This window comes from Gallaecimonas zhanjiangensis (assembly GCF_057624825.1).
On record NZ_CM172603.1, the window covers coordinates 3888209 to 3908656 of the forward strand.

Sequence of the window (20448 nt, forward strand, 5' to 3'; positions counted from 1 at the left end):
CTCTGGCATTTTGACAAGGATGGCAGCCATGTTGCCCCGAACTGCATTTATGTGGCTTTTGCGCGTTATGTTACTGGCGGGCGCTGGCCTGCTGACCGCCTGCGGCGACGACTTAGAGATAGCCGTTCCAAACCCGGACTCCGGCCAAACGCCAAGCAGCTATAACGTTGGCGGCAACGTATCGGGGCTCACCGGCACCCTGGTGCTGCAAAACAATGGCGGCGACGATCTCAGCCTAAGCAACAACGGCAGCTTCAGCTTTGCCACCGCCCTCGCTGATGGCGCCACCTACAGCGTGGCCGTGAAAACCCAGCCTTCCACTCAAACCTGTACCGTCACCAACGGCAGCGGCACCATCAGTGCGGCAAACATCAGCTCGGTTGCAGTGAGCTGCACCACCAATGTCACCCCCACTTTCACTGTTGGCGGCACGGTTTCTGGCCTGAATGGCACGTTGGTGTTGGCTAATAACGGCGGCGATGACCTCAGCCTCACCGCCAACGGCAGCTTCACCTTTGCCACCGCCATTGATGACGGCGCCACCTACGGCGTGGCCGTGAAAACCCAGCCTTCTACTCAAACCTGTACCGTCACCAACGGCAGCGGCACCATCAGTGCGGCAAACATCAGCTCGGTTGCAGTGAGCTGCACCACCAATGTCACCCCCACTTTCACTGTTGGCGGCACGGTTTCTGGCCTGAATGGCACGTTGGTGTTGGCTAATAACGGCGGCGATGACCTCAGCCTCACCGCCAACGGCAGTTTTACCTTTGCCACCGCCATTGATGACGGCGCCACCTACAGCGTGGCCGTGAAAACCCAGCCTTCCACTCAAACCTGTACCGTCACCAACGGCAGTGGCACCATCAGTGCGGCAAACATCAGCTCGGTTGCAGTGAGCTGCACCACCAACACCTACCATGTTGGCGGCACCGTCTCCGGCCTTGATGGCACCCTGGTACTGCAAAACAATGGCGGTGACAACCTCAACCTGAGCGCCGATGGCGCCTTTGCTTTTGCCAGCACCATCATTGATGGCAGCAGCTATAGCGTCACAGTGCTGACCCAACCCAGCAATCAGCTGTGTACCGTCAACAACGGCAGCGGCACACTCAGCGGCGCCGATATCAGCTCGGTCTTGGTCAACTGCCTGTCCAAGCCCTCGGCCCCTACCGCCAGCTTGAGTTATGGCTTAAAAGCCTTTGATTTCACTTGGGCAGCGGTATCAGACGCCAGCTATTACCAGCTTTATGAAAACGCCGATGGCGCCTCCGGCTTTAGCCTGGTGGCCAATAACATCACCACCACCAGCTACAACCTCACTGACGTGGTGCTCTATAACCGCGTCAATGCCCAATATATGGTGGCGGCCTGCAATGCGGCCGGTTGCACAGACTCCAATACCCTCACCCCATCAAACACCCTGGTAGAAGCGGTCGGCTATTTCAAAGCCGCCAATGCCGGCAGCTCCGACAGCTTTGGTAAGTCGGTGGCCCTGTCCCGGGATGGAAGCACCCTGGTGGTGGGCGCCTATGAGGAATCCGGTGACGCCAACAGCACAGCCGCCAGCCCCAACGATAACGCCACCTATGCTGGTGCTGCCTATGTGTTCGTCAAAGACAGCAACGGCAACTGGACCCAAAGCGGGTATCTCAAGGCGTCCAATGCCGGCAGTAGCGACGAATTCGGGGTGTCGGTGGCAGTAAGCGACGATGGCACCACCATCGCGGTGGGCGCCGATCTGGAAGACGGCGATGCCAGCAGCACCGCCGCCAGCCCCAATAACAACGGCCTCAACAGTGGCGCCGCTTATGTGTTCAGCAAAGACAGTGGCGGCAATTGGAGCCAGAGCGCTTATATCAAAGCCAGCAATGCCGGCCAGGGCGATTATTTTGGGCTATCGGTGTCTTTGTCCAGTGACGGCACCAAGCTGGCGGTAGGCGCCTATCTCGAATCGGGGGATGCCAGCAGCACTGCTGCCAGCCCCAACGACAACGCCAGTTATGCTGGCGCCGTCTATGTGTTTAGCCAAAGCGGCGGCAACTGGGTGCAAGACGCCTACCTCAAGGCCAGCAACGCCGAAGCCAGCGATTATTTTGGCGCGGTGGTTTCGCTGTCTGCCGACGGCAATACCCTGGCGGTAGGCGCCTTTGCCGAAAAAGGCGATGCCAACAGCACTAGTGCCAGCCCCAACAACAATGCCACTTACGCTGGCGCCGTTTATGTGTTCAGCGATGACAGCGGCAGTTGGAGCCAAACGGCCTATCTCAAAGCCAGCAACGCCCGCGCCAACAGCGATTTTGGCTATTCCGTTGCCCTGTCGGCCGACGGAACCACCCTGGCGGTGGGCACCATCGGCGAATATGGCGACGCCAGCAGCACCATGGACAGCCCCAACACCAACGCCGCTGCCGCTGGCGCCGTTTATATTTTTAGCCAAAGCGGCAGCACCTGGAGCCAAACCGCCTATCTCAAGGCCAGTAATGCCGAAGGCGGCGATGAGATGGGCTATGGCGTTGCCATCAGCAGTGACGGCACCACCGTCGCGGTATCGGCCCCTTATGAAGATGGCATCTCTACCGGCATCGATGGCAGCGACAATAACAGCGCGTTCTACGGCGGCGCCGCTTACCTCTTTACCCTGAGCGACGGCAGCTGGAGCCAGCAGCATTACATCAAAGCCAGTAACAGCCGCACTTATCTTTACTTCGGTCTAGCCATAGCCCTGGCCGATGACGGCACCCTGGCGGTGACCTCCTACGTGGAAAGCAACAACGCCAGCAGCATCAGCTTTGGGGTCACCAGCAGCGATCAGAGCCTGAGCAGTTCCGGCTCCCTCTACCTTTACTGATCTCAAAAGCACCACTGGTAAAAACAAAAAGGAGGCAACTGCCTCCTTTTTGTTTATGGTCACAACGGCATTTTCATAAATGCGCGGTCACATCACAGACCATTCTTTACTCATTGGCTATCGCCTTTACAGTAGCCAAACGTATCAAAACCGTGATTAGAGTTGGCTAGGCATTCCCAATACTCTTGCCTTGTACCATTTGCTGGCACTTCAAAACCCTCACCGACAAGGCCTGAAATAAGGAGCTGCGATACCTTATCGTTTTGCTCGGCAGCACGGCGGAGCCAATAGTAAGCTTGTAATTTATCTTTGGGAATATGAGTCTCTCCATCCAAATAAAAAACACCGAGCATAGCCTGTGATGTAACGACCCCAGACATAGCACTTTGGGTAATAAATCCGACACCTTTATCGACATTTAGCTTTATATCGCCTGAACCCGCGAGATGAAGATAAATAAGACCAATCAGCTCGTTGCTTTTAGGGTATTCGCGCTTTGCTTCTTCAAGAAGGTTTAAAGCAGCAGGCTCATTCCTACTAACCCCTGTTCCAGAAAGCAATAGCTCTGCATACCGGTACTGAGCCAAAGGATACTTCTCATCCGATGACAATTTTAACATCGAAGCAAATTTTTCCTGCCCCGCAGGGGTAGAAAGTAACTCACTTTCCATAGCTATAGCTTTCTCATAAAGCGTCTTGCCTTCAGACTGTTTATCCTTAGTAACGGGTGTATCTCCGCTTGATGTGAACGTGATACACACGAAAATAAAGAGCAACGCTGCCAAAGATGTGAAAAAAAGCTTCTTGTTCATCGTTATCACCATTCGGCCCTGATAAATAATAGGGCGTTCTCATAGATCTCCTGCGAATTCAGTTCATCATTATTAAGCAAGGATACATGTGCTTTTTCTACGCTGAATTTTAGCGGGCAAACCTTTTAAACACTTCCAACCATACTGACAAACCCAAAAAAGCTCTCAGCTCAGATATCTCTAATTGAGCTGAAGTGACTTTATGGATTTTCCATACCCTGCATATACTGCCAGATAAACTATCTGAAAATATAAATTAAGTCAGCAGTAGAAAGCCCCGGCATAGGCCGGGGCTTTTTTATTTTTTCACATTGGGTGGCAGCCGGTGGCAGCACCAGGGTTCGTGGGTGGCGTTGTCGCGGATGTTTTGGTCTACAAAGCGGTAGTAGCCAAAACGTAGGCCGGCCAGGCCGCGGCGTTTTACCGCAAGGCCATGGCTTTGAATGGCACTTTCCAAGGCGTCGAGGTTGGCGACGGTGGCATCGTAACTGAGGGTCAGGCGGTTGCCACTCACACTCACGCTGTTGATGCCGGGCAAGGCGTCCAGCGCCTCGGCGCAATCGCGGGCTGCGGCCTGCTCGCCGCTAACAGTCAGTTTGCGGTGCACCAGATAGGCTTGGCGCACACCGGGTCTGAGGGTTGTCATCTAAGCCTCCTTAAAACCAGAATCGCACCCCGGCCAGCCATTGGGTTTCGCCGGGGTCTTCGCCTTGGCTGCGGGCAAAAGAAGCGGTGTTACCCAGCTTGCGGCTGTATAGCACCCCCACATAGGGGGCGAACTGGCGGGTGATTTCATAGCGCAGCCGAAGCCCAAGGCTGGCGTCGCTAAAGCCGCTGCCAATGCCACGCTCAGGGTCGCTTTTCCCATAGATATTGAGCTCGGCCTTGGGCTGCAGGATAAGCCGCTGGGTCAGTAACAGCTCGTATTCGCTTTCAAAGCGAAGGGCGCTGCGGCCATTGTCGCCAAGATAAGCGGTGGCTTCCAAATCAAACCAATAAGGGGCCAGCCCCTCCACCCCAAAAGCCAGCCACTGGCGGGACGGGCCCTCGCCGTTGTCGCTGCGCACCCCAAGTTGGGTGTTCCAAAACGGGCTGATGGCATGGTCCCACAAGAGTTCGGTGCGGGCATCTTCAAGCCGCGAGTGGTTGTAGTCGCCCTCGGCTTTCAGTAGCACCCGGTCATAGGTGCCGCCGTACCAGCCTTTGACATCGTAAGCGCCGCTGCCGCCGTCGCTCCACTCGAAGGTGTCGGCCAGCAGGTGGGCAAAGTTGTGCTCATCCCCCATGTGCATGGGGGCGTCTTTGATGGCGTAGGGGCCTTCGCCTTTTTGGTAGCCGTCTGAGTAGACGTTGGGGTCACGCAGCTCGGCCTGAGGCTGGGGTTTGGCCATGTCCATGTTCATATCGGCGGCCTGGGCCAGCAGCGGCAGGGCCAGCAGGCAGAGCAGTTGGGAGCTTTTCATCATCACACCACCAGGATCTCGCGGAACATCCCTGCTTCCATATGGAACAGCAGGTGGCAATGCCAGGCCCAGCGGCCGGGGGCATCGGCGTTGACCAGGAAGCTCAGCCTTTGGGCGGGCTGTACCGGCACCGTGTGCTTGCGCACTACAAAGTTGCCCTGGTCGTCTTCGACTTCACTCCACATGCCGTGCATGTGCATGGGGTGGGTCATCATGGTGTCGTTTTGCAAAATCACCCGCAGCCGCTCGCCCTGGCGAAAATGCACCGGGGTGGATTGGCCAAATTCCAGGCCGTCAAAAGACCAGGTGTAGCGCTCCATATTGCCGGTCAGATGCAGCTCCAGCTCCCGGTCGGGCTCACGAGGGTCCAGCGGCCCGCCGATAGTGGCCAGATCAGCCAGGGTCAGGACCCGCCGGCCGTTATGGCGAAGGCCAACGCCCGGGTCGTCAAGGTTGGTGCGGGGGCTGTCGACCCGCATGTCGGTGCTGGGGCCAAACTCGGTGCGGGCGTGATGCACGGTTTTAGAGGGCACCGCCAGCGGGCCTTTCATATGCATGCTGTGATCCATGGCCATGCCGTGCATGCTGTGGTCCATCCCCTGCATGCCTGCCATCTTGCTATGGTCCATGGTCATCTTGCTATGGTCCATACCGGCCATGTTGCCGCTGCCCATGGCCATTTTGCTGTGGTCCATGTTCATCTTGCTGTGGTCCATACCGGGCATCTTGCTGTGGTCCATGCCAGCCATATCGCCCATGTGCATGGTGCCCATCATGTCGGTCATGGTCAGCCACTGGGGCTGGTCGGGTTTGGGCACCGGCGCCCGCAGCCCTTCTTTAACTGCCAGGGTGCCAGCGGCATAGCCGGTTCTATCCATGGTTTGGGCAAAGAGGGTGTAGGCATCGGCGGTGGGGGTAACCTGCACGTCGTAGGTTTCGCCGGGGCCACAGCGAAACTCGTCTACCGTTACCGGCTCCACGTCCTGGCCGTCGGTCTGAATGACGCTGAGTTTAAGGCCGGGAATGCGCACGTCATAAAAGGTGTTGGAGGAGCCGTTGATGATGCGCAGCCTCACCTTCTCGCCGGGTTTGAATAGCCCGGTCCAGTTGCCGGCCGGGGTGCGGCCGTTCATAAGGAAGGTCATGGAATGGCTGCCAAGGTCCGCCAAGTCGGTGGGGCTCATGCGCATCTGATTCCACATCTTGCGCTTTTCAAGGGCCTGGCCGAGGCCGTAGCGGGAGGCGTCTTTGAAAAAATCCACCGCCGTGGGCTCGATAAAATTGTCGTAGTCGCTTTGCTGCTTGAGCTTGGAGAACAGCGCCATGGGGTCGTCGTCGGTCCAGTCGGCCAGCAGCACCACGTGGTCGCGGTCAAAGCTGTAACGGGGCTTGTCTTTGGGCAGCACCACTATGGCGCCGCTCAGGCCCAGCATCTCCTGAAAACCGGTGTGGGAGTGATACCAGTAGCTGCCGTTTTGCTGCACCTTGAAGCGGTAAGTGAAGGTCTGCCCCGGGGCTATGCCCTTAAAGCTCAGCCCCGGCACCCCGTCCATTTGAAAAGGCAGGATAAAACCGTGCCAGTGAATGGAAGTGGGCACCTTGAGGTTGTTGGTGACATGGATGGTCACCTCGTCCCCTTCCTGCCACACCAAGGTCGGCCCAGGCAGGGAGTCGTTAACGGTAATGGCGGTGCGTTCGCTGCCGGTAAAATTGACCCGGGAGGTGCCGATTTTCAGGTGAAACTCCCGGCCCTTCAGTACCGGAGCGCCCTGCCTGGTCTGCGGCGCTGCCGCCCGGGCCGTACCGGCCCCCAGGCCAAGCAGCACCCCACCGGCAACCAGTCCTTGAACAAAACGGCGCCGAGGCAAATTCGGCTTGGAAGATGACATGCTTGGGCCTCCGGCCAGCTTGATGATGCCCTCAGCTTAGAAAGCGGCCACTTTCAGGGGCATGACCCCTTCATTACAAAGTTGTCATCTTGGGGTAATCTGGCGGTGCGCCGCGCCGGGCTACACTGGCCAAATCAACCACTTCGGAACCTTTATGCGACTTCTGGTTGTAGAAGACGAACACAAAACCGGTGACTACCTGCAAAAGGGCCTGTCCGAGGCCGGTTTTCAGGTGGCGCTGGCCCGCAGTGGCCTGGACGGCCACCACCTGGCCATGACCGAAGAATTTGACCTTATCGTGCTGGACGTGATGCTGCCGGACGTGGACGGCTGGCGCATCCTCGCTTCGATAAAAGACGCCGGTAAAACCACCCCGGTGCTGTTTTTAACGGCCCGCGACAGCATCGAAGACCGCGTTAAAGGCCTGGAGCTGGGGGCCGACGACTACCTGGTCAAACCCTTTGCCTTTGCCGAACTCCTGGCAAGGGTGCGCACCTTGCTGCGCCGGGGGGCGGTGAGCCCGGGCAGCGATACCCTGGCCCTTGGCGACCTGGAACTGGATATCGCCAAGCGCCGCGCGGTGCGGGCCGGCCAGCGCATTACCCTCACCAATAAGGAATTTGCGCTGCTGGAGCTTTTGGTTCGCCGCCAAGGCGAGGTGCTACCCCGTTCCCTGATTGCCTCCCAGGTGTGGGACATGAATTTCGACTCCGACACCAACGTGATTGATGTCGCCATTCGCCGGCTGCGGGCCAAGATAGACGACCCCTTCGAGCCCAAGCTTATCCAAACGGTGCGCGGCATGGGCTACAAGCTGGAACTGCCCGATGCTTGAGGGGAGCAAGGCGCCAGCCTCCCTGGCCCGGCGGGTAATGCTGTTGGTGGGGCTCAGCATCATTCTCTGCCTGGGCCTCTTGGGCTGGGTTATCCAGCAGGCCATAGAGCAGCACTTTGCCGACATGGATGGCAACGAGCTCACCAACGCCGCCCAGCCCCTGGCCATGACCTTACAAAGCCAGCCCCCCGACGCCGCCCACCTCGACCGCACCCTGCGCGGCCTTAAAGGCATCTCCTTTACCGTGTTCGGCCCGGCCGATACAGTGCTGTACCGCACGCCGGGGCCAGACCTTCGCTTTCTCGCCAGCCAGGCGCGGGCGCAAATCGACCACCGCCATCTGGCCCGTTTCAGCCAGGGCGGCCACAGTTACCGGGGCGCCGCCCTGGTCATCGAAGGCAGCCAAGGCCAGCCCTACAAGTTGGCACTGGCCATGAACATCGACATCCACCAGCACTTTCTCACCCACTTCGGTAAGGCCCTGTGGGGCATCATGGCGCTGGCGGCCCTTATCACCATACTGGCTGCCAGGCTGGCGGTGCGCTGGGGCCACGCCCCCCTTCGCCGGCTCTCGGCCGACATTCGCGCAATCCGCTCCGATCAGCTCTCAAGCCGCCTCGACCCGCGCCAGGTGCCAGCAGAACTGGCCGAGCTGGTGGCCGCCTTTAACGACATGCTGGTGCGCCTAGAGGATTTATTCGAGCGTTTAAGTAACTTCTCCGCCGATATCGCCCATGAGCTGCGCACCCCCATCACCAACTTGAGCACCCAGACCCAGGTGGCCCTGGGCAAGGCCCGCTCAGCCGAGGAATACAAAGAAATTCTCTACTCCAACCTGGAGGAGTTTGAGCGCCTGGCCAAGATGGTGACCGACATGCTGTGGCTGGCCCAGACCGACAACGGCAATATCACCCCGGCCCTGGCCCCCCTGGCGCTGGCAGAAGAAGTGCAGGGCCTTTGCGATTACTTTGAGCTTTTGGCCGAAGACAAAGGGGTGCGGCTGGTGCTCGAAGGCGGGCCGCTGACGGTGCAGGCCGACCGCCACCTGCTGCGCCGGGCCTTGAGTAACATCATCTCCAATGCCATTCGCCACACCCCGGCCGGGCAAGCGGTCACTATTCGCCTGCACGCCGAAGGCAAGCGCCATTGGGTAGAGGTGTGCAACCCCGGCAGCCCCATCGCCGCCGAGCACCTGCCGCACCTTTTTGAACGCTTCTACCGGGTTGACCCGGCCCGAGGCCAAGGGGGCGTCGGCCTAGGCCTTGCCATCGTTAAATCCATCGCCCGGCTGCACGGCGGCGATATTACCGTCAGCTCCACTCCCCAGCGCACCTGCTTTAGCCTCTCTTTGCCCTGAGCCCGCCACGCCCTTGCAGGCCGACTATTCTGGGTAGTGTCGGGTAGCAGGGACGCGGTACCGGCACGGCAACGGTTAACCAAGGCGAGTCCCAGATGCGACTGACCATCCTGCTGCTATGCGCCGCCGCCCTGATGTGTGGGGCCCAGGGCGCCGAACCGCAACTGCGCGGCAAAACCCTAAGCCATCAAGGCCAGTTTGCTGGCCAAGAAGTGCATTACCGCTCGGTGGTGGAGCACTTTAGCCTCACCCCCACCCGCCATGGCCCCCTGACTTTGGTCAGCACCAGTTATATCGCCCAGCAGGCCGGGCGCCAGCGGCCGGTGCTGTTTGTGTTTAACGGCGGCCCGCTGGCGCCGTCTATGTACCTGCACTTGTTGGCGCTGGGGCCCAAACGGCTGGTGCAGGGGGGCGACCCCAAGGCCGCAGCGCCGCTTACCAACAACCCCCACAGTCCCTTGGATGTGGCGGATCTGGTGTTCTACGACCCGGCCGGCACCGGCTTTAGCCGTTTTGACGAAGGCGCCAGTCCAACCGGCTACTTTGCCACCCAAAGCGACGCCGAGGCGCTGCTGGCCTTTATGCGGGCCTGGGTGCAGCGCCACCGCCGCCAAGGCTCGCCGCTTTATTTGCTGGGCGAGAGCTACGGCAGTATCCGCGCCGTCGAGGCGGCCTTGGCCCTTAGCCACCAAGACCCAAAGCTCCCCCTTAAAGGCCTATTTTTATTGGGTCAGGCCCTTAATGTCAGCAGTCTTGCTGGCCAAAGTCCGCTGCACGCGGTGAGCAATCTGCCCACCCAAAGCGCCCTTGGCTGGTACCACGGCAAAGTCAGCCACCAGGGGCGCAGCTTCGAGCAGTTTATGGCGCAAAGCCGCGAGTTTGCCGCCGGGCCGCTGTTAAAGGCGCTCTACCTCGGCAACCGGCTGGCAGAACAAGACCGCCTGGCCCTGGCCAACCGCCTAAGCGCGCTGACCGGCCTAAACACTGCGCTCTATCTCAAAGAGGGACTGAAAGTGGATATGGCTACCTTCAGGGAAAACCTGCTGGCCGATAAAGGGCTGCGGCTCGGCCAAGCCGATGGCCGGGTGACGGCGCCCTTGCAGCAAGCCCCCAATACCGACCCGTCCCTGCCCCTTGGCGGCCCCGTTGAAAAGGCTTATCTGGCCTTTGCCCAGGGCTTTTTGGGGCTACGTAAGTTACCGCCCTACCTCACCGACTCGCCGGTAAAAAACCCGGTCCAATGGCACTGGGGGCTGGCGCCTTTTACCAGGCAAGGTTACGAGGGAGACTTGGACGAGCTGATGGCCAGAATGCCCACCCTTAAGCTGGCGCTGGGGGTGGGTTACTTCGACACCCTGACCCCAGTGGGAGCCAGTGAATACCTGTTGCAACAGGCCAGCGGGCCCGCCGCTAAGGGGCGGCTTTATTACTATCAAAGCGGCCATATGAGCTACACCAGCAGCAGCGAGCTGGCGCGTTTTAGCCAAGATCTTCGCCGCTTTATCAGCGGCGATTAGCGCTCTTAGGCCACAGATATGCCGTCGCGGCCATTGGCCTTTTGCCGGTACAGCGCCAGGTCGGCCAGCTCCATCAGGGCGGCAATGCGACTGGCAGCCCCCGGCACCTGGGTCACAACCCCCATGCTAATGGTCACGATTTGCCCCAAGGGGGAAGCCTGGTGCTCCAGCGCCAACTGGTGCACCTCATCCTTGATGCGATTGGCGATGGTCAAAGCGCCCTTGGCGTCAGTCCAGGGCAAAATGCAGGCAAATTCCTCACCGCCGATACGGGCCAGCAGATCTTGCGGGCGCTGCAAGGCGTGGCGAAAAAGCTCGGCCAGTTTGCGCAGGCAATCGTCACCGGCCTGGTGGCCGTAGCTGTCGTTGTAGAGCTTGAAGTAGTCCACATCCAGCATGATAAGTGACAGCGGCGCGTTGTCCCGCTGGCACTGGCGCCATTGGCGCACCAGCTCTTCGTCGAACTTGCGCCTGTTGGCCACCCCGGTCAGGCCATCGAGCATGGCGATGGAGCGCAGCAAATCGGTCTGGCGCTTCAGGGCCATGTGGGTAGCCACCCGGGCTTTGACTATCACCGGGTTGATGGGCTTGGTGATGAAATCCACGGCGCCCAGTTCAAAGCCCATCACTTCATCGGCTTCGCTGCGCTGGGCGGTGACAAAGATCACCGGGATTTGCGCCGATTGCGGGTCGCTCTTGAGGCGGCGGCACACCTCATAGCCGTCGATGCCGGGCATCATCACATCCAGCAGCACCAAGTCTGGCTGGGCGCGCTTTACCTGCTCCAGGGCCTCTTCGCCATTAGCCGCCATAAAGATGTCGTACTGCTGGTGAAAGGCCTCGTATAGCAGCCGGATATTGGTGGGCTGATCGTCCACCACCAGCAAACGCCCACGGGGCAGACTGTTGGCGATCATGCTGGCGATATCAGGCATGAATGCTCCTTGTCAGGTTATTGGCTTAGCAATTGCCGCACTGTGGCCGAGGCCGATTCAAAATCCAGGGCTTCCACCTGCTGGTTAAGGGCCTCATAGAGCGGCCCCTTGGCCTCGGCATGGCCTCTGAGCGACGGCAGTTCGCTCAGCACCTTGAGGTTACGCTCGTCTATAAGCCCTTGGATATCCTGCAACAAAACCTTGAGCGGCGCAGCCGTTACTGGCGTAGGCTCTGCATCTTCCTCATTGTGGCTGCCAAGGCCGGCAAGCTCTGCGGCCAGTTGCTCGCAGCTGTCGCGAAACTGCTGGTGCAAATGGTCGATATCGGCCTCGCCGATCAGCTCATGGATATCGGCAAGGTTCACGTCTCTTGCCTTGAACAGCGCCTCCAGCGCCGCCGCCTGCACTGCCAGGGCGTTGGCCCCCAGGGTGGCCGCCAACCCTTTGAGGCTGTGCAACGCAGTGTGGCAACTGGCCAAGTCGTTGTCGGCAAAACCTTGGCGCAGCGCTCCGAGCAGCGCCAGGCCCTCGGGTTTAAACCGCTCCAGGCTGCGTTTATAAAGCCCCACCTTGCCGCCAAAACGGCTCAGCACCAGCTCCATGCCCTCCAGGGGTGCGCTCTCGGGTTTTACCGCCCCTTGCTGGCGGCCGGTGGCGGCCAGCAGCACGGTGATAAGCTGCTCAAAAATAAAAGGTTTACCGACATGATCGTTCATGCCCGCTTGCAGGCATTGCTGGCGGTCGGTGGCGCTGGCGTTGGCGGTCATGGCGATGATGGGCAGATTGTCGAAGCGCCCGTCGGTGCGGATCATCTGGGTGGCTTCCAGGCCGTCCATCACCGGCATCTGCATATCCATCAACACCGCATCAAAGGTCTGGCGGGCAGCCAGCACTTGGTTGGCGCCCACTTGGCCGTCCTGGGCCAGCACCACGGTGGCGCCCTCGCCGGTCAGCAGTTCCTCGGCCACTTCCCGGTTAAGGGCGTTGTCTTCAACCACCAGCAGGGTCAGGCCTTGCAGGCGGCGCTGCTTGGGCACGGCGCTCGCCTGTGGCGCCGGCACTTCGCCGCTCAGGCAAGCCGACACCACGGTGGCCAGCTGCACCGGGGTAACGGGTTTAAGGAGGAAGGTATCAAAAGGGGCATCGCCCTTTTTCTGGGCCTCTAGAAACACCTGCTGGCCGTAGGCGCTCAGCATCACGATGGCCGGGGCCTGGTCGCCATAACGCTCGCCAATTTGCTGGGCCACACTCAGGCCGTCCATCTCCGGCATCCGCCAGTCTAGCAGCACCAATTTAAAGGCATGCTCGGCGCCTTTTTTAAAGGCTTTATCCAGCATCGCCAGGGCCTCTTTACCGCTGGCGGCGGCCTTCATCTGCCAGCCAAGGTCGGTGCCTAAATCGACAATCAGCTCACGGGCCACGCTGTTGTCGTCCACCACCAAAATCTTGGGTTGGTCTTTGGCGCGCAGCGCCGTCATTGGGCTTTGGTCGGCGATGGGCAGCTCAACGTCAAACCAGAAGCGGCTGCCCCGGCCAGGGATGCTATCCAGGCTCAGCTCGCTGCCCATCATCGCCACCAGCCGCTTGCAGATCACCAGGCCAAGGCCAGTGCCGCCAAAACGGCGGGTGGTGGAGGCTTCGGCCTGGGTAAAGCTGTCAAAGATACGCGCCTGCTGCTCCTTGCTGATGCCGATGCCGGTGTCCTCGACACAAAAGCGCAGCTTGATATGGTTGCCGCCGCGCATCAGCTCGGATACCCGCACCAGCACATGGCCCTGGTCGGTGAATTTGATGGCGTTGCCAGCCAGGTTAATCAGCACCTGTTGCAGACGCAGGGCATCCCCCACCACCTCTGCCGGCAGGCGGGTGTCGATGTCGTACATCAGCTCCACCGGCTTGCTGCCAAGGTTGCCCGACAGCACCACAGCCAAATCGCGCATCAGCTCTTCGAGGCTGAAGGGGTAAGGGTCCAAATCCAGCTTGCCGGCATCGATTTTTGAAAAATCCAGAATGTCATTGAGCAGCCCCAGCAAGGATTTGGCCGCCGAGAACGCCTTGGTCACGTAGTCGTCCTGGCGGGGGCTGAGGCTGGTTTGCTGCACCAGTTGCAGCATGCCAAGCACCGCGTTCATGGGGGTGCGTATTTCGTGGCTCATGTTGGCCAGGAACTGGCCCTTGGCCTTGGCGGCCTGCTCGGCGGCCTGTTTGGCGGTCATCAGGTGCTGCTCAAACTCCTTCTGGCGGCCAATATCCTGGGCCACCATCAGGTAACCCTCGATATTACGGCGCTCATCGCGGATTGAGGTGACCACCAGGGACACCGGCACCACGGTGCCGTCCTTGCGGTACAGGTCCCAGTCGCGGCGCTCGGCGGTCTCCACTTTGGAGCGATAGACCAAGGTCTCGAATCCCATGACGCTGGTGTTGTACAGGCCATTGAGCATCTTGGCCCGCTCGCTGATTTGCTCATGGTTAAAGAGCTTTAAGGGAGACTGGTCCAGCATCTCGCCATGCTTGTAACCGAGCATCCGCTCGGCGCCGGCGTTGAAGATGGTGATTTGGCCCAGGGTGTCGGTGGCGATAATGGCAAACTCGGAGGCGGCCTTTAGCACGTTGTTGAGCATCACGTTGACGCGGTGGCGCTCGGCTTCGGCGGCCTTGCGGTCGCTGATGTCAGTGCGCAGCGCCACCAGCCGCTCGATGTTGCCAGCGCTGTCGTGGAACGGGGCTATCACGGTGTCAAACCAATGCAGCTCGCCGTCTTTGCTGCGGTTGCACACCTCGCCGTGCCAGGCTTTGCCCCCCAGCACCCGCTGCCACATCTGTTGCCAAAAAGCGCTGCTGTGTTCCCCTGAGTGCAGCAGCTGATGGTTTTGGCCAAGCAGCTCCTGGCGGCTGTAGCCGGTTTGCTGGCAGAACCTGTCGTTGACATCGATGATAAGGCCGTCGGTATCGGTGGCCGAATACAGCATCTGGGCATTGATGGTGCTAAGCAGCGCCTCGTTTTCACGCAGCGCATCGGCCAGGGCCTGGCGGCTTTCTACCAGTTCGGTCACGTCGTGGATAACCGAATAAAAGCCACGCACGTCACCTGCCACCACATCCGGCAGGTAGTACACCAGAGCGTGCAGGTCGCCGCTGCCATCGGGCTTGGGGGTGACCCGCTCAAAGGTCTGGGCGATCCCCGCCAGGGCCTGCTCCACCGCCGGGCGGTTTTGGGCAAAGCGCTGCGGCCCTTGCAGCTCCATCAGGGTCTTGCCGGGCATCTGGCCGGGTTCGAGGCCGAACCAGTCGTGGTAGGCACGGTTGGCCACCCGGTTCACCAGTTGCTTGTCCCAGTAGCCGATCATCGATGGCACCGCGTCCAGCACGGTGCGCAGGGTATTGCGGGCACTGTCGAGCTCGGCGGTGCGCTCGGCGACCTGCCGCTCCAGGCGAATGTTGAATTCCTTTAACTGCCGCTCGGCAGCCTTGTGGTGGCTGATGTCATGAATCAACTTGGCAGCGCCAATCACCTGGCCGTGCTCATCCTTGATGGCACTGGCGGTAACCGACACCTCGGCAGTGCTGCCATCCTTGCGCCGACGCACCGTTTCGTTAAGGCGCACCGTGTTGTCCTTGGCGACTTGCGCCAGCATCAAGCGGTCTTCATCAATCAGCCCCTCTGGCAACAGCAAGTCGGCCAGGGGCTGGCCCAGCGCTTCTTCTTCGCTGTAGCCGAAAAGCTCGCTGGCCGCTTTGTTCCAATGGATGATGTGACCATCCAGCGCCTCACCGATGATGGCATCGGAGGAGTTGTCGACAATGGTGGCGGTGCGGGCCCGCTCCATGCTGATGGCGCGCCGGCCCCGCAGGTTGGCGGTGAGCGCCATGGCCAGCAGCCCCGCCAGTATGCTGGCCAGGGTACCAACGGTAACAATGAGGTTGGGTTGCAGTTGGTGCAGCCCCGCCACAAAGGCCGGCGAAGCGGCAATGTCAAACTCCCAGGTGCGGCCAAAAACTAGCACCTGCGATTGCTGCGGGAACAGCCACTGGGTCTTTTGTTGCGGCGAAGTGGCATAAAACTGCACGGCGGCTTTGGGGTCGGTGACGTCCCTTAGGGCCAGTTGGAAACGCTCGTCCTTGATGGGAAGGTCAGCCAGCACTTCACTTATCAGGAGCGGCGCGTAGCTCCAGCCAAAGCCCTGCTCGCGCCTTTTGGCAACGCTGGCAGGCACCACGGCGCCATGGTAGATGGGCATCAAAATCAAAAATGACTGGGTGGGGGCACCGGTGGCCTGCACCAAGGTAATGGGGCCGGTCAGCTGCACTGTGCCGGTATCGATGGCGGCCATGGCGGCGGTGCGCCTGTTGGTCTCGGAGGCAATATCCAGCCCCACCGCCTGGATATTGCGGTCCACCGGCTCGATGTACTGGATGATAAAGCGCTCACCGTCGTGGGGGCTTAATTGGCGCACCGAAAAATCCGGCCAGCCGTCCTGGCGGGCCCTGGCCACAAAGGCAGCCTCATCTGCGGGGCTAACCCGGCGAATAAAGCCAAAACCGCGGGCACCGGGGAATTCGGTGTCTACGTCGCGGGTGGCGCTGTAGCGCAGGAAGATTGGCCGGGAAAGGTTCTCTTCACCGGCTGCCAGGATGGCACCGCGGGCGCCGCGCAAACCGTATTGGTAGAGGGTGATGCGCGCCAGCACGGCGTCTTTCAGGCGCTGGGCATGTTCTTTGACGGCGTCTTCGGCACCGCTGCGGTTAGCATTATGCTGGCCCCAGGCCAGCAGCAGGGTCAGTGTCAGGCAGGTAATAAAAGTGATGAAAAACCAGGTGGCAGAGGACCAGCCCCGGATATTGATGCCGTACTTTTGAGATATCGCTGTCTGCAAAGCCAAAATCCCTCCCAGCTATCCGGCCCAATAGTGGCGCCACCCAGACGGCGAATGCCAATCCGTTCAGGACCTTAGCTTAGAGGACAATAGCCTGATATACGAGGGGTTGTGGGGGGCCCAACAGCCAAAAAGCCGGCTTAATGCCGGCTTTTTGCTTCAGACCCCTTCTACCAGCAACACCCGGTAGTCAGCGCCCCTCAGGCGATGGGCCCTGGCCTCGGTGTAGGCCGGGCTGTCATACCAGGCCCTGGCCGCCGCCATGTCGGGGAAGGCCAGCACCACCGCCCCTTCTGCCTCGGGGCCTTCGAGAGTGGTAATGTCGCCGTAGAACGCCAGAGGCGTGAGGGGGTGATCGCCCCGCGCCGCACTGGCCTTTTCGGCGTAAATGGCCATTTCGCCCGGGTCTTTGACCCCGTCTTTGATGAAGATAACGTAGGCGGTCATGGCCGTTACTCCACCAGCGCCAGCAGCGCCTTGGCGGTGTCGGCAGAAGAAGCCGGGTTTTGGCCGGTTACCAGCAGGCCGTCGGTCTGCACGTATGAGGCCCAGTCGTCGCCGCGGCTATATTGGCCGCCATTGGCTTTGAGCATGTCTTCAACCAAAAACGGCACCACCTCGGTAAGGCCAACGGCGTCTTCTTCGCTGTTGGTAAAACCGGTGACCTGCTTGCCTTTTACAAGCGGCTGGCCATCGCTGCCTTTAACGTGGCGCAGCACACCCGGGGCATGGCACACCGCCGCCACCGGTTTACCGGCCGCCAGGGTGGCCTCAATCAGGGCGATGGAGTCTTTGTCTTCGGCGAGATCCCACAGCGGGCCGTGGCCGCCGGGGTAAAACACCGCGTCAAAGCCTGAAGGGTCGATATCGGCCAGCTTGGCGGTATTGGCCAGCGCGGCAATGGCACTGGTATCGGCCTTGAAGCGGGTGGTGTCTTCGGTCTGGGCGTCCGGGTCGTCGCTTTTGGGGTCCAGCGGTGGCTCGCCGCCTTTGGGGGACGCCAGGGTGATGTCGGCACCGGCATCTTTAAAGGCGTAATAAGGGGCGGCCAGCTCTTCGAGCCAGAAACCGGTTTTTTTGCCGGTGTTGCCCAGTTGGTCGTGAGAGGTCAATACCATCAATACTTTCATGTCATTCACTCCTTAGCCTTCGTCACCGACACGAACCACCAATTTGCCGAAGTTCTCCCCCTTAAGGAGCCCCACCAGCAAAGCCGGTGCGTTCTCCAAACCGTCTTTCACTTCTTCACGGTATTGGATACGCCCTTCTTTGAGCCATTGGGACATCTGGGCAGCAAACTCTCCGTAGCGGTGGCCGTAGTCGTCAAAAATAATAAAGCCCTGCATGGTGATGCGCTTTTTCAGCAGGGTGCCCATCAGCAGCGGCAGGCGGTCGGGCCCGGCCGGCAGGCTGGTGGCGTTGTACTGGGCAACCAGGCCGCAAAGCGGCACCCGGGCCCCGGTGTTCAGTAGCGGCAGTACGGCGTCGAACACCTTGCCGCCAACGTTCTCAAAATAGACATCGATACCGGCCGGGCAGGCGGCTTGCAGCTGGGCCTCAAAATCGGCGCTGCGATGGTCAATACAGGCATCAAAACCCAGTTGCTCGGTGGCGTAGCGGCATTTGTCTTCGCCGCCAGCCACGCCCACCACCCGCAGCCCCAAAATTTTGCCGATCTGGCCAACGGTCGCCCCAACCGGGCCGGTTGCCGCCGCTACCACCAAGGTCTCGCCAGCTTTGGGTTTACCGATATCCAGCAGCCCCATGTAGGCGGTAAAGCCGGGCATGCCCATGATGCCAAGGGCATAGGAAGGGTGCCCCGGCTGCTGGCCAAGGTTGGTGAGCATGGCGCCGTCAGACAGGGCATAGTCCTGCCAGCCGGTGTAGCCCAGCACCCAGTCCCCTTCTTTGAAGCCGTCCAGTTTGGAGGCCACCACCCGGCTGACGGCGCCGCCCACCATCAGCTCACCCAGCGCCACCGGCGGTGCGTAGGAAGGGGCGTCGCTCATGCGGCCGCGCATATAAGGGTCGAGGGAGAGATACAGGGTGCGCAGCAGCACCTTGCCGTCGGCCACCTCGGGGATGGCACTTTGCTCAAGGCGAAAGTTGCCGGGGGTGGGCTCGCCATGGGGGCGAGACGCCAATACCCATTGCCGGTTAGTGGTGTTCGATTGCGCCATGGTGTTTCTCCTGTCGGATAAGGCTTATCGCATTAGACCAGTCGTCTAGTTGCAGTGTAAATAAAAGGGCTGCCGGGCAGCCCTTGGGTTTAGGTTCGGCTCAGCAGCCGCGTGGTGGTGGCCAGCGCCGAGGCCAGCGGTTTACCGGTGTGGGTAACCTTGGCCAACATGCTGGCCCCCAGCCACATCTGGTACAACGCATCGGCCAGCTCGGCCGGGTCGACACTGTGGTCAACATCGCCTTCTTGCTGGGCCAGGGCGATCTCCCGGGTCAGGCGGGCCAGCAGTTGGCTGGTGCCCTGCTCCAAGACCTGGCGCATGTCTTCAGACAAGTCGCTGACCTCGGCGCCTAATTTCACCACCAGGCAGCGGCTTTGCAGATCGGTCCCGGCTTGGGTATCCACCCAACGCTGCCAGTAATCCATCAGCCTCGACACCGCCGTGCCCTGGTTGCTGTCCAGCAGCTGGTTGAGCCCAGCCATATAGAGGCTGAAATAGCGCTCCAGCAGCGCCACCCCAAAGGCTTCCTTGGAACCAAAATAATGGTAGAAGGACCCTTTGGGCACCCCGGAGGAGGTGAGAATTTCGTTTAGCCCCACCGCCGAAAAGCCCCGGCTCCCCATGATCCGCTGGGCGGTATCGAGGATATGGTCTTTTACGTCGCGGTTGGCAGGGATGCTGTTCATGGTGGTTACCTTAACAACAACTAGACCGGTCGTCTAGTGCTTTTTTGATACGCAAACAATGGCCGCGATCCTACCCCAGTTCCCCCTTAAGGTGCCGCTTTAGATAATCCTATCGCGGTCAACATCCCGCACCCGCTGGGCCACCTGGTAGGCCACGGCCTGCAACTGGCCGTTATCGAGGCGGCCACTACCCAGCTTGGGCAGCTGCGCTGGCAGCTCTTTGGCGCTCAGCACATAAGGGCTGGTGGCCCGCTGCTTGCGTTCGATATACCAGCCCGGCAATACCAGAATGCCCATTACCGGCACCTCAAAACCGGTCGCCTCCCCCAGCCAGTTCCGTACCGCCTGCACGTTCATGCGCACCTGCTCCAGGGGCTGGCGTTCCACATGGGTTGGAAAATGCAGGGCGTTTTCTTCCAGCCTGACCCGCGCTTCTTTTTTACCTTTGATAAGGCGCTTGGAGCGGCCCTTGGTCTCGATAACAAAGACGCCTTGGCCGCTGACCACCAGGTGGTCGATGTTGAAGTTGCCAAACGGCAGGTCGTGGAACACCCGGTAAGGGTGGGGCTCGCGATGCGCCAGTTGCTCCAGCTCCTGGGCCACCGCCATTTCGCAGGCAAAGCCCAGCCGCAGGTGGGCCAGCTTTTTGACTGCTCTGACCGCACGGAAGATGTAATAAACCACCGCCAGCAGCGATACCGCCATGACTATCGCCCAGGTTGGTCCGTTAGCGGTTTTATGCAGGAACTTCTCCTGCAATAGCAGGACCAGCGGCCCAATGCTGCCCATCATCGGCACCACCAAAAAGACTTTCAGCAGCTCAAACTGCAAATCGTCAATACGCTGCAGCAGGCTGTAACCGGCCGGGCGTAGCAGGTTGTCCCCCAAGGGGTTGATGCGGTTGCGCTGACTAAAACGCTTATAGGCGAGGACCACCATCAGCAAGGAAAACATCGGCACTAGATAAAGTGCTACCGCCGTAACCGGCGCATAGAGTTGGGGCAGCCATTCCATGGTGGGTCTCATTCCCTGATAAGCGACCCGGG

15 protein-coding genes are annotated in these 20448 nt (G+C 60.2%); 4 read left to right on the forward strand and 11 right to left on the reverse strand.

Annotation, left to right across the window (positions count from 1 at the left end; all coding sequences use genetic code 11):
• Positions 1-49: 49 nt before the first annotated feature.
• Positions 50-2851, forward strand: coding sequence for a beta strand repeat-containing protein (locus AC22G1_RS18370; RefSeq protein ID WP_487314631.1), 2802 nt, complete (start codon positions 50-52; stop codon positions 2849-2851).
• A gap of 110 nt (positions 2852-2961) precedes the next feature.
• Here AC22G1_RS18370 and AC22G1_RS18375 read toward each other — a convergent pair whose 3' ends face one another.
• The 4 genes from AC22G1_RS18375 to AC22G1_RS18390 all read right to left on the reverse strand — a co-directional run bounded on the left by AC22G1_RS18375 (position 2962) and on the right by AC22G1_RS18390 (position 7015).
• Positions 2962-3663, reverse strand: coding sequence for a tetratricopeptide repeat protein (locus tag AC22G1_RS18375; protein WP_487314632.1), 702 nt, complete (start codon positions 3661-3663; stop codon positions 2962-2964).
• Positions 3664-3961: 298 nt separating this feature from the next.
• Positions 3962-4309, reverse strand: a complete 348-nt coding sequence (locus AC22G1_RS18380; protein WP_487314633.1) for a heavy-metal-associated domain-containing protein — start codon at positions 4307-4309, stop codon at positions 3962-3964.
• Between the two features lie 10 nt (positions 4310-4319).
• Positions 4320-5129 (reverse strand): copper resistance protein B, encoded by an 810-nt coding sequence (locus AC22G1_RS18385; RefSeq protein WP_487314634.1) that lies wholly within the window; start codon positions 5127-5129, stop codon positions 4320-4322.
• Complete coding sequence (locus tag AC22G1_RS18390) at positions 5129-7015, reverse strand: copper resistance system multicopper oxidase (protein WP_487314635.1); 1887 nt, start codon at positions 7013-7015, stop codon at positions 5129-5131. The genes AC22G1_RS18385 and AC22G1_RS18390 overlap by 1 nt, the downstream gene beginning before the upstream one ends.
• A 154-nt stretch (positions 7016-7169) precedes the next feature.
• Between AC22G1_RS18390 and AC22G1_RS18395 the strand changes: the two genes are divergently transcribed.
• The 3 genes from AC22G1_RS18395 to AC22G1_RS18405 all read left to right on the forward strand — a co-directional run bounded on the left by AC22G1_RS18395 (position 7170) and on the right by AC22G1_RS18405 (position 10724).
• Positions 7170-7850, forward strand: coding sequence for a heavy metal response regulator transcription factor (locus AC22G1_RS18395; RefSeq protein ID WP_487314636.1), 681 nt, complete (start codon positions 7170-7172; stop codon positions 7848-7850).
• Complete coding sequence (locus tag AC22G1_RS18400) at positions 7843-9207, forward strand: heavy metal sensor histidine kinase (RefSeq protein ID WP_487314637.1); 1365 nt, start codon at positions 7843-7845, stop codon at positions 9205-9207. The genes AC22G1_RS18395 and AC22G1_RS18400 overlap by 8 nt, the downstream gene beginning before the upstream one ends.
• Before the next feature lie 95 nt (positions 9208-9302).
• Positions 9303-10724 carry a S10 family serine carboxypeptidase-like protein gene (locus AC22G1_RS18405; protein ID WP_487314638.1) on the forward strand — a complete coding sequence of 474 codons (1422 nt, stop codon included), beginning with the start codon at positions 9303-9305 and terminating at the stop codon, positions 10722-10724.
• A gap of 5 nt (positions 10725-10729) precedes the next feature.
• On the opposite strand, the gene AC22G1_RS18410 is transcribed toward AC22G1_RS18405, so the two are convergent.
• The 7 genes from AC22G1_RS18410 to AC22G1_RS18440 all read right to left on the reverse strand — a co-directional run bounded on the left by AC22G1_RS18410 (position 10730) and on the right by AC22G1_RS18440 (position 20416).
• Positions 10730-11659, reverse strand: coding sequence for a diguanylate cyclase (locus AC22G1_RS18410; RefSeq protein ID WP_487314639.1), 930 nt, complete (start codon positions 11657-11659; stop codon positions 10730-10732).
• 17 nt (positions 11660-11676) lie between these two features.
• A complete protein-coding gene (locus AC22G1_RS18415; RefSeq protein WP_487314640.1) occupies positions 11677-16536 on the reverse strand; it encodes a PAS domain S-box protein in 4860 nt (1619 codons plus the stop codon).
• 159 nt (positions 16537-16695) lie between these two features.
• On the reverse strand, positions 16696-16983 hold the full coding sequence (locus tag AC22G1_RS18420) for a DUF1330 domain-containing protein (protein ID WP_487314641.1): 288 nt from the start codon (positions 16981-16983) through the stop codon (positions 16696-16698).
• A 5-nt stretch (positions 16984-16988) separates the two neighbouring features.
• Positions 16989-17666, reverse strand: coding sequence for a type 1 glutamine amidotransferase domain-containing protein (locus AC22G1_RS18425; protein ID WP_487314642.1), 678 nt, complete (start codon positions 17664-17666; stop codon positions 16989-16991).
• A 12-nt stretch (positions 17667-17678) separates the two neighbouring features.
• A complete protein-coding gene (gene curA / locus AC22G1_RS18430; protein ID WP_487314643.1) occupies positions 17679-18716 on the reverse strand; it encodes an NADPH-dependent curcumin/dihydrocurcumin reductase in 1038 nt (345 codons plus the stop codon).
• Positions 18717-18805: 89 nt separating this feature from the next.
• Positions 18806-19402 (reverse strand): TetR/AcrR family transcriptional regulator, encoded by a 597-nt coding sequence (locus AC22G1_RS18435; RefSeq protein ID WP_487314644.1) that lies wholly within the window; start codon positions 19400-19402, stop codon positions 18806-18808.
• Positions 19403-19501: 99 nt separating this feature from the next.
• Entirely contained in the window at positions 19502-20416 is a 915-nt protein-coding gene (locus AC22G1_RS18440; protein WP_487314645.1) for a nuclease-related domain-containing protein, read from the reverse strand.
• Between the last annotated feature and the right edge of the window lie 32 nt (positions 20417-20448).

Coding starts and splice junctions, on each gene's coding strand:
- AC22G1_RS18410 (WP_487314639.1), bottom strand. CDS start 11,659: ATGCCTGATATCGCCAGCATGATCGCCAACAGTCTGCCCCGTGGGCGT.
- AC22G1_RS18395 (WP_487314636.1), top strand. CDS start 7,170: ATGCGACTTCTGGTTGTAGAAGACGAACACAAAACCGGTGACTACCTG.
- AC22G1_RS18420 (WP_487314641.1), bottom strand. CDS start 16,983: ATGACCGCCTACGTTATCTTCATCAAAGACGGGGTCAAAGACCCGGGC.
- AC22G1_RS18385 (WP_487314634.1), bottom strand. CDS start 5,129: ATGATGAAAAGCTCCCAACTGCTCTGCCTGCTGGCCCTGCCGCTGCTG.
- AC22G1_RS18390 (WP_487314635.1), bottom strand. CDS start 7,015: ATGTCATCTTCCAAGCCGAATTTGCCTCGGCGCCGTTTTGTTCAAGGA.
- curA (WP_487314643.1), bottom strand. CDS start 18,716: ATGGCGCAATCGAACACCACTAACCGGCAATGGGTATTGGCGTCTCGC.
- AC22G1_RS18440 (WP_487314645.1), bottom strand. CDS start 20,416: ATGGAATGGCTGCCCCAACTCTATGCGCCGGTTACGGCGGTAGCACTT.
- AC22G1_RS18425 (WP_487314642.1), bottom strand. CDS start 17,666: ATGAAAGTATTGATGGTATTGACCTCTCACGACCAACTGGGCAACACC.
- AC22G1_RS18375 (WP_487314632.1), bottom strand. CDS start 3,663: ATGAACAAGAAGCTTTTTTTCACATCTTTGGCAGCGTTGCTCTTTATT.
- AC22G1_RS18435 (WP_487314644.1), bottom strand. CDS start 19,402: ATGAACAGCATCCCTGCCAACCGCGACGTAAAAGACCATATCCTCGAT.
- AC22G1_RS18405 (WP_487314638.1), top strand. CDS start 9,303: ATGCGACTGACCATCCTGCTGCTATGCGCCGCCGCCCTGATGTGTGGG.
- AC22G1_RS18380 (WP_487314633.1), bottom strand. CDS start 4,309: ATGACAACCCTCAGACCCGGTGTGCGCCAAGCCTATCTGGTGCACCGC.
- AC22G1_RS18400 (WP_487314637.1), top strand. CDS start 7,843: ATGCTTGAGGGGAGCAAGGCGCCAGCCTCCCTGGCCCGGCGGGTAATG.
- AC22G1_RS18370 (WP_487314631.1), top strand. CDS start 50: ATGTGGCTTTTGCGCGTTATGTTACTGGCGGGCGCTGGCCTGCTGACC.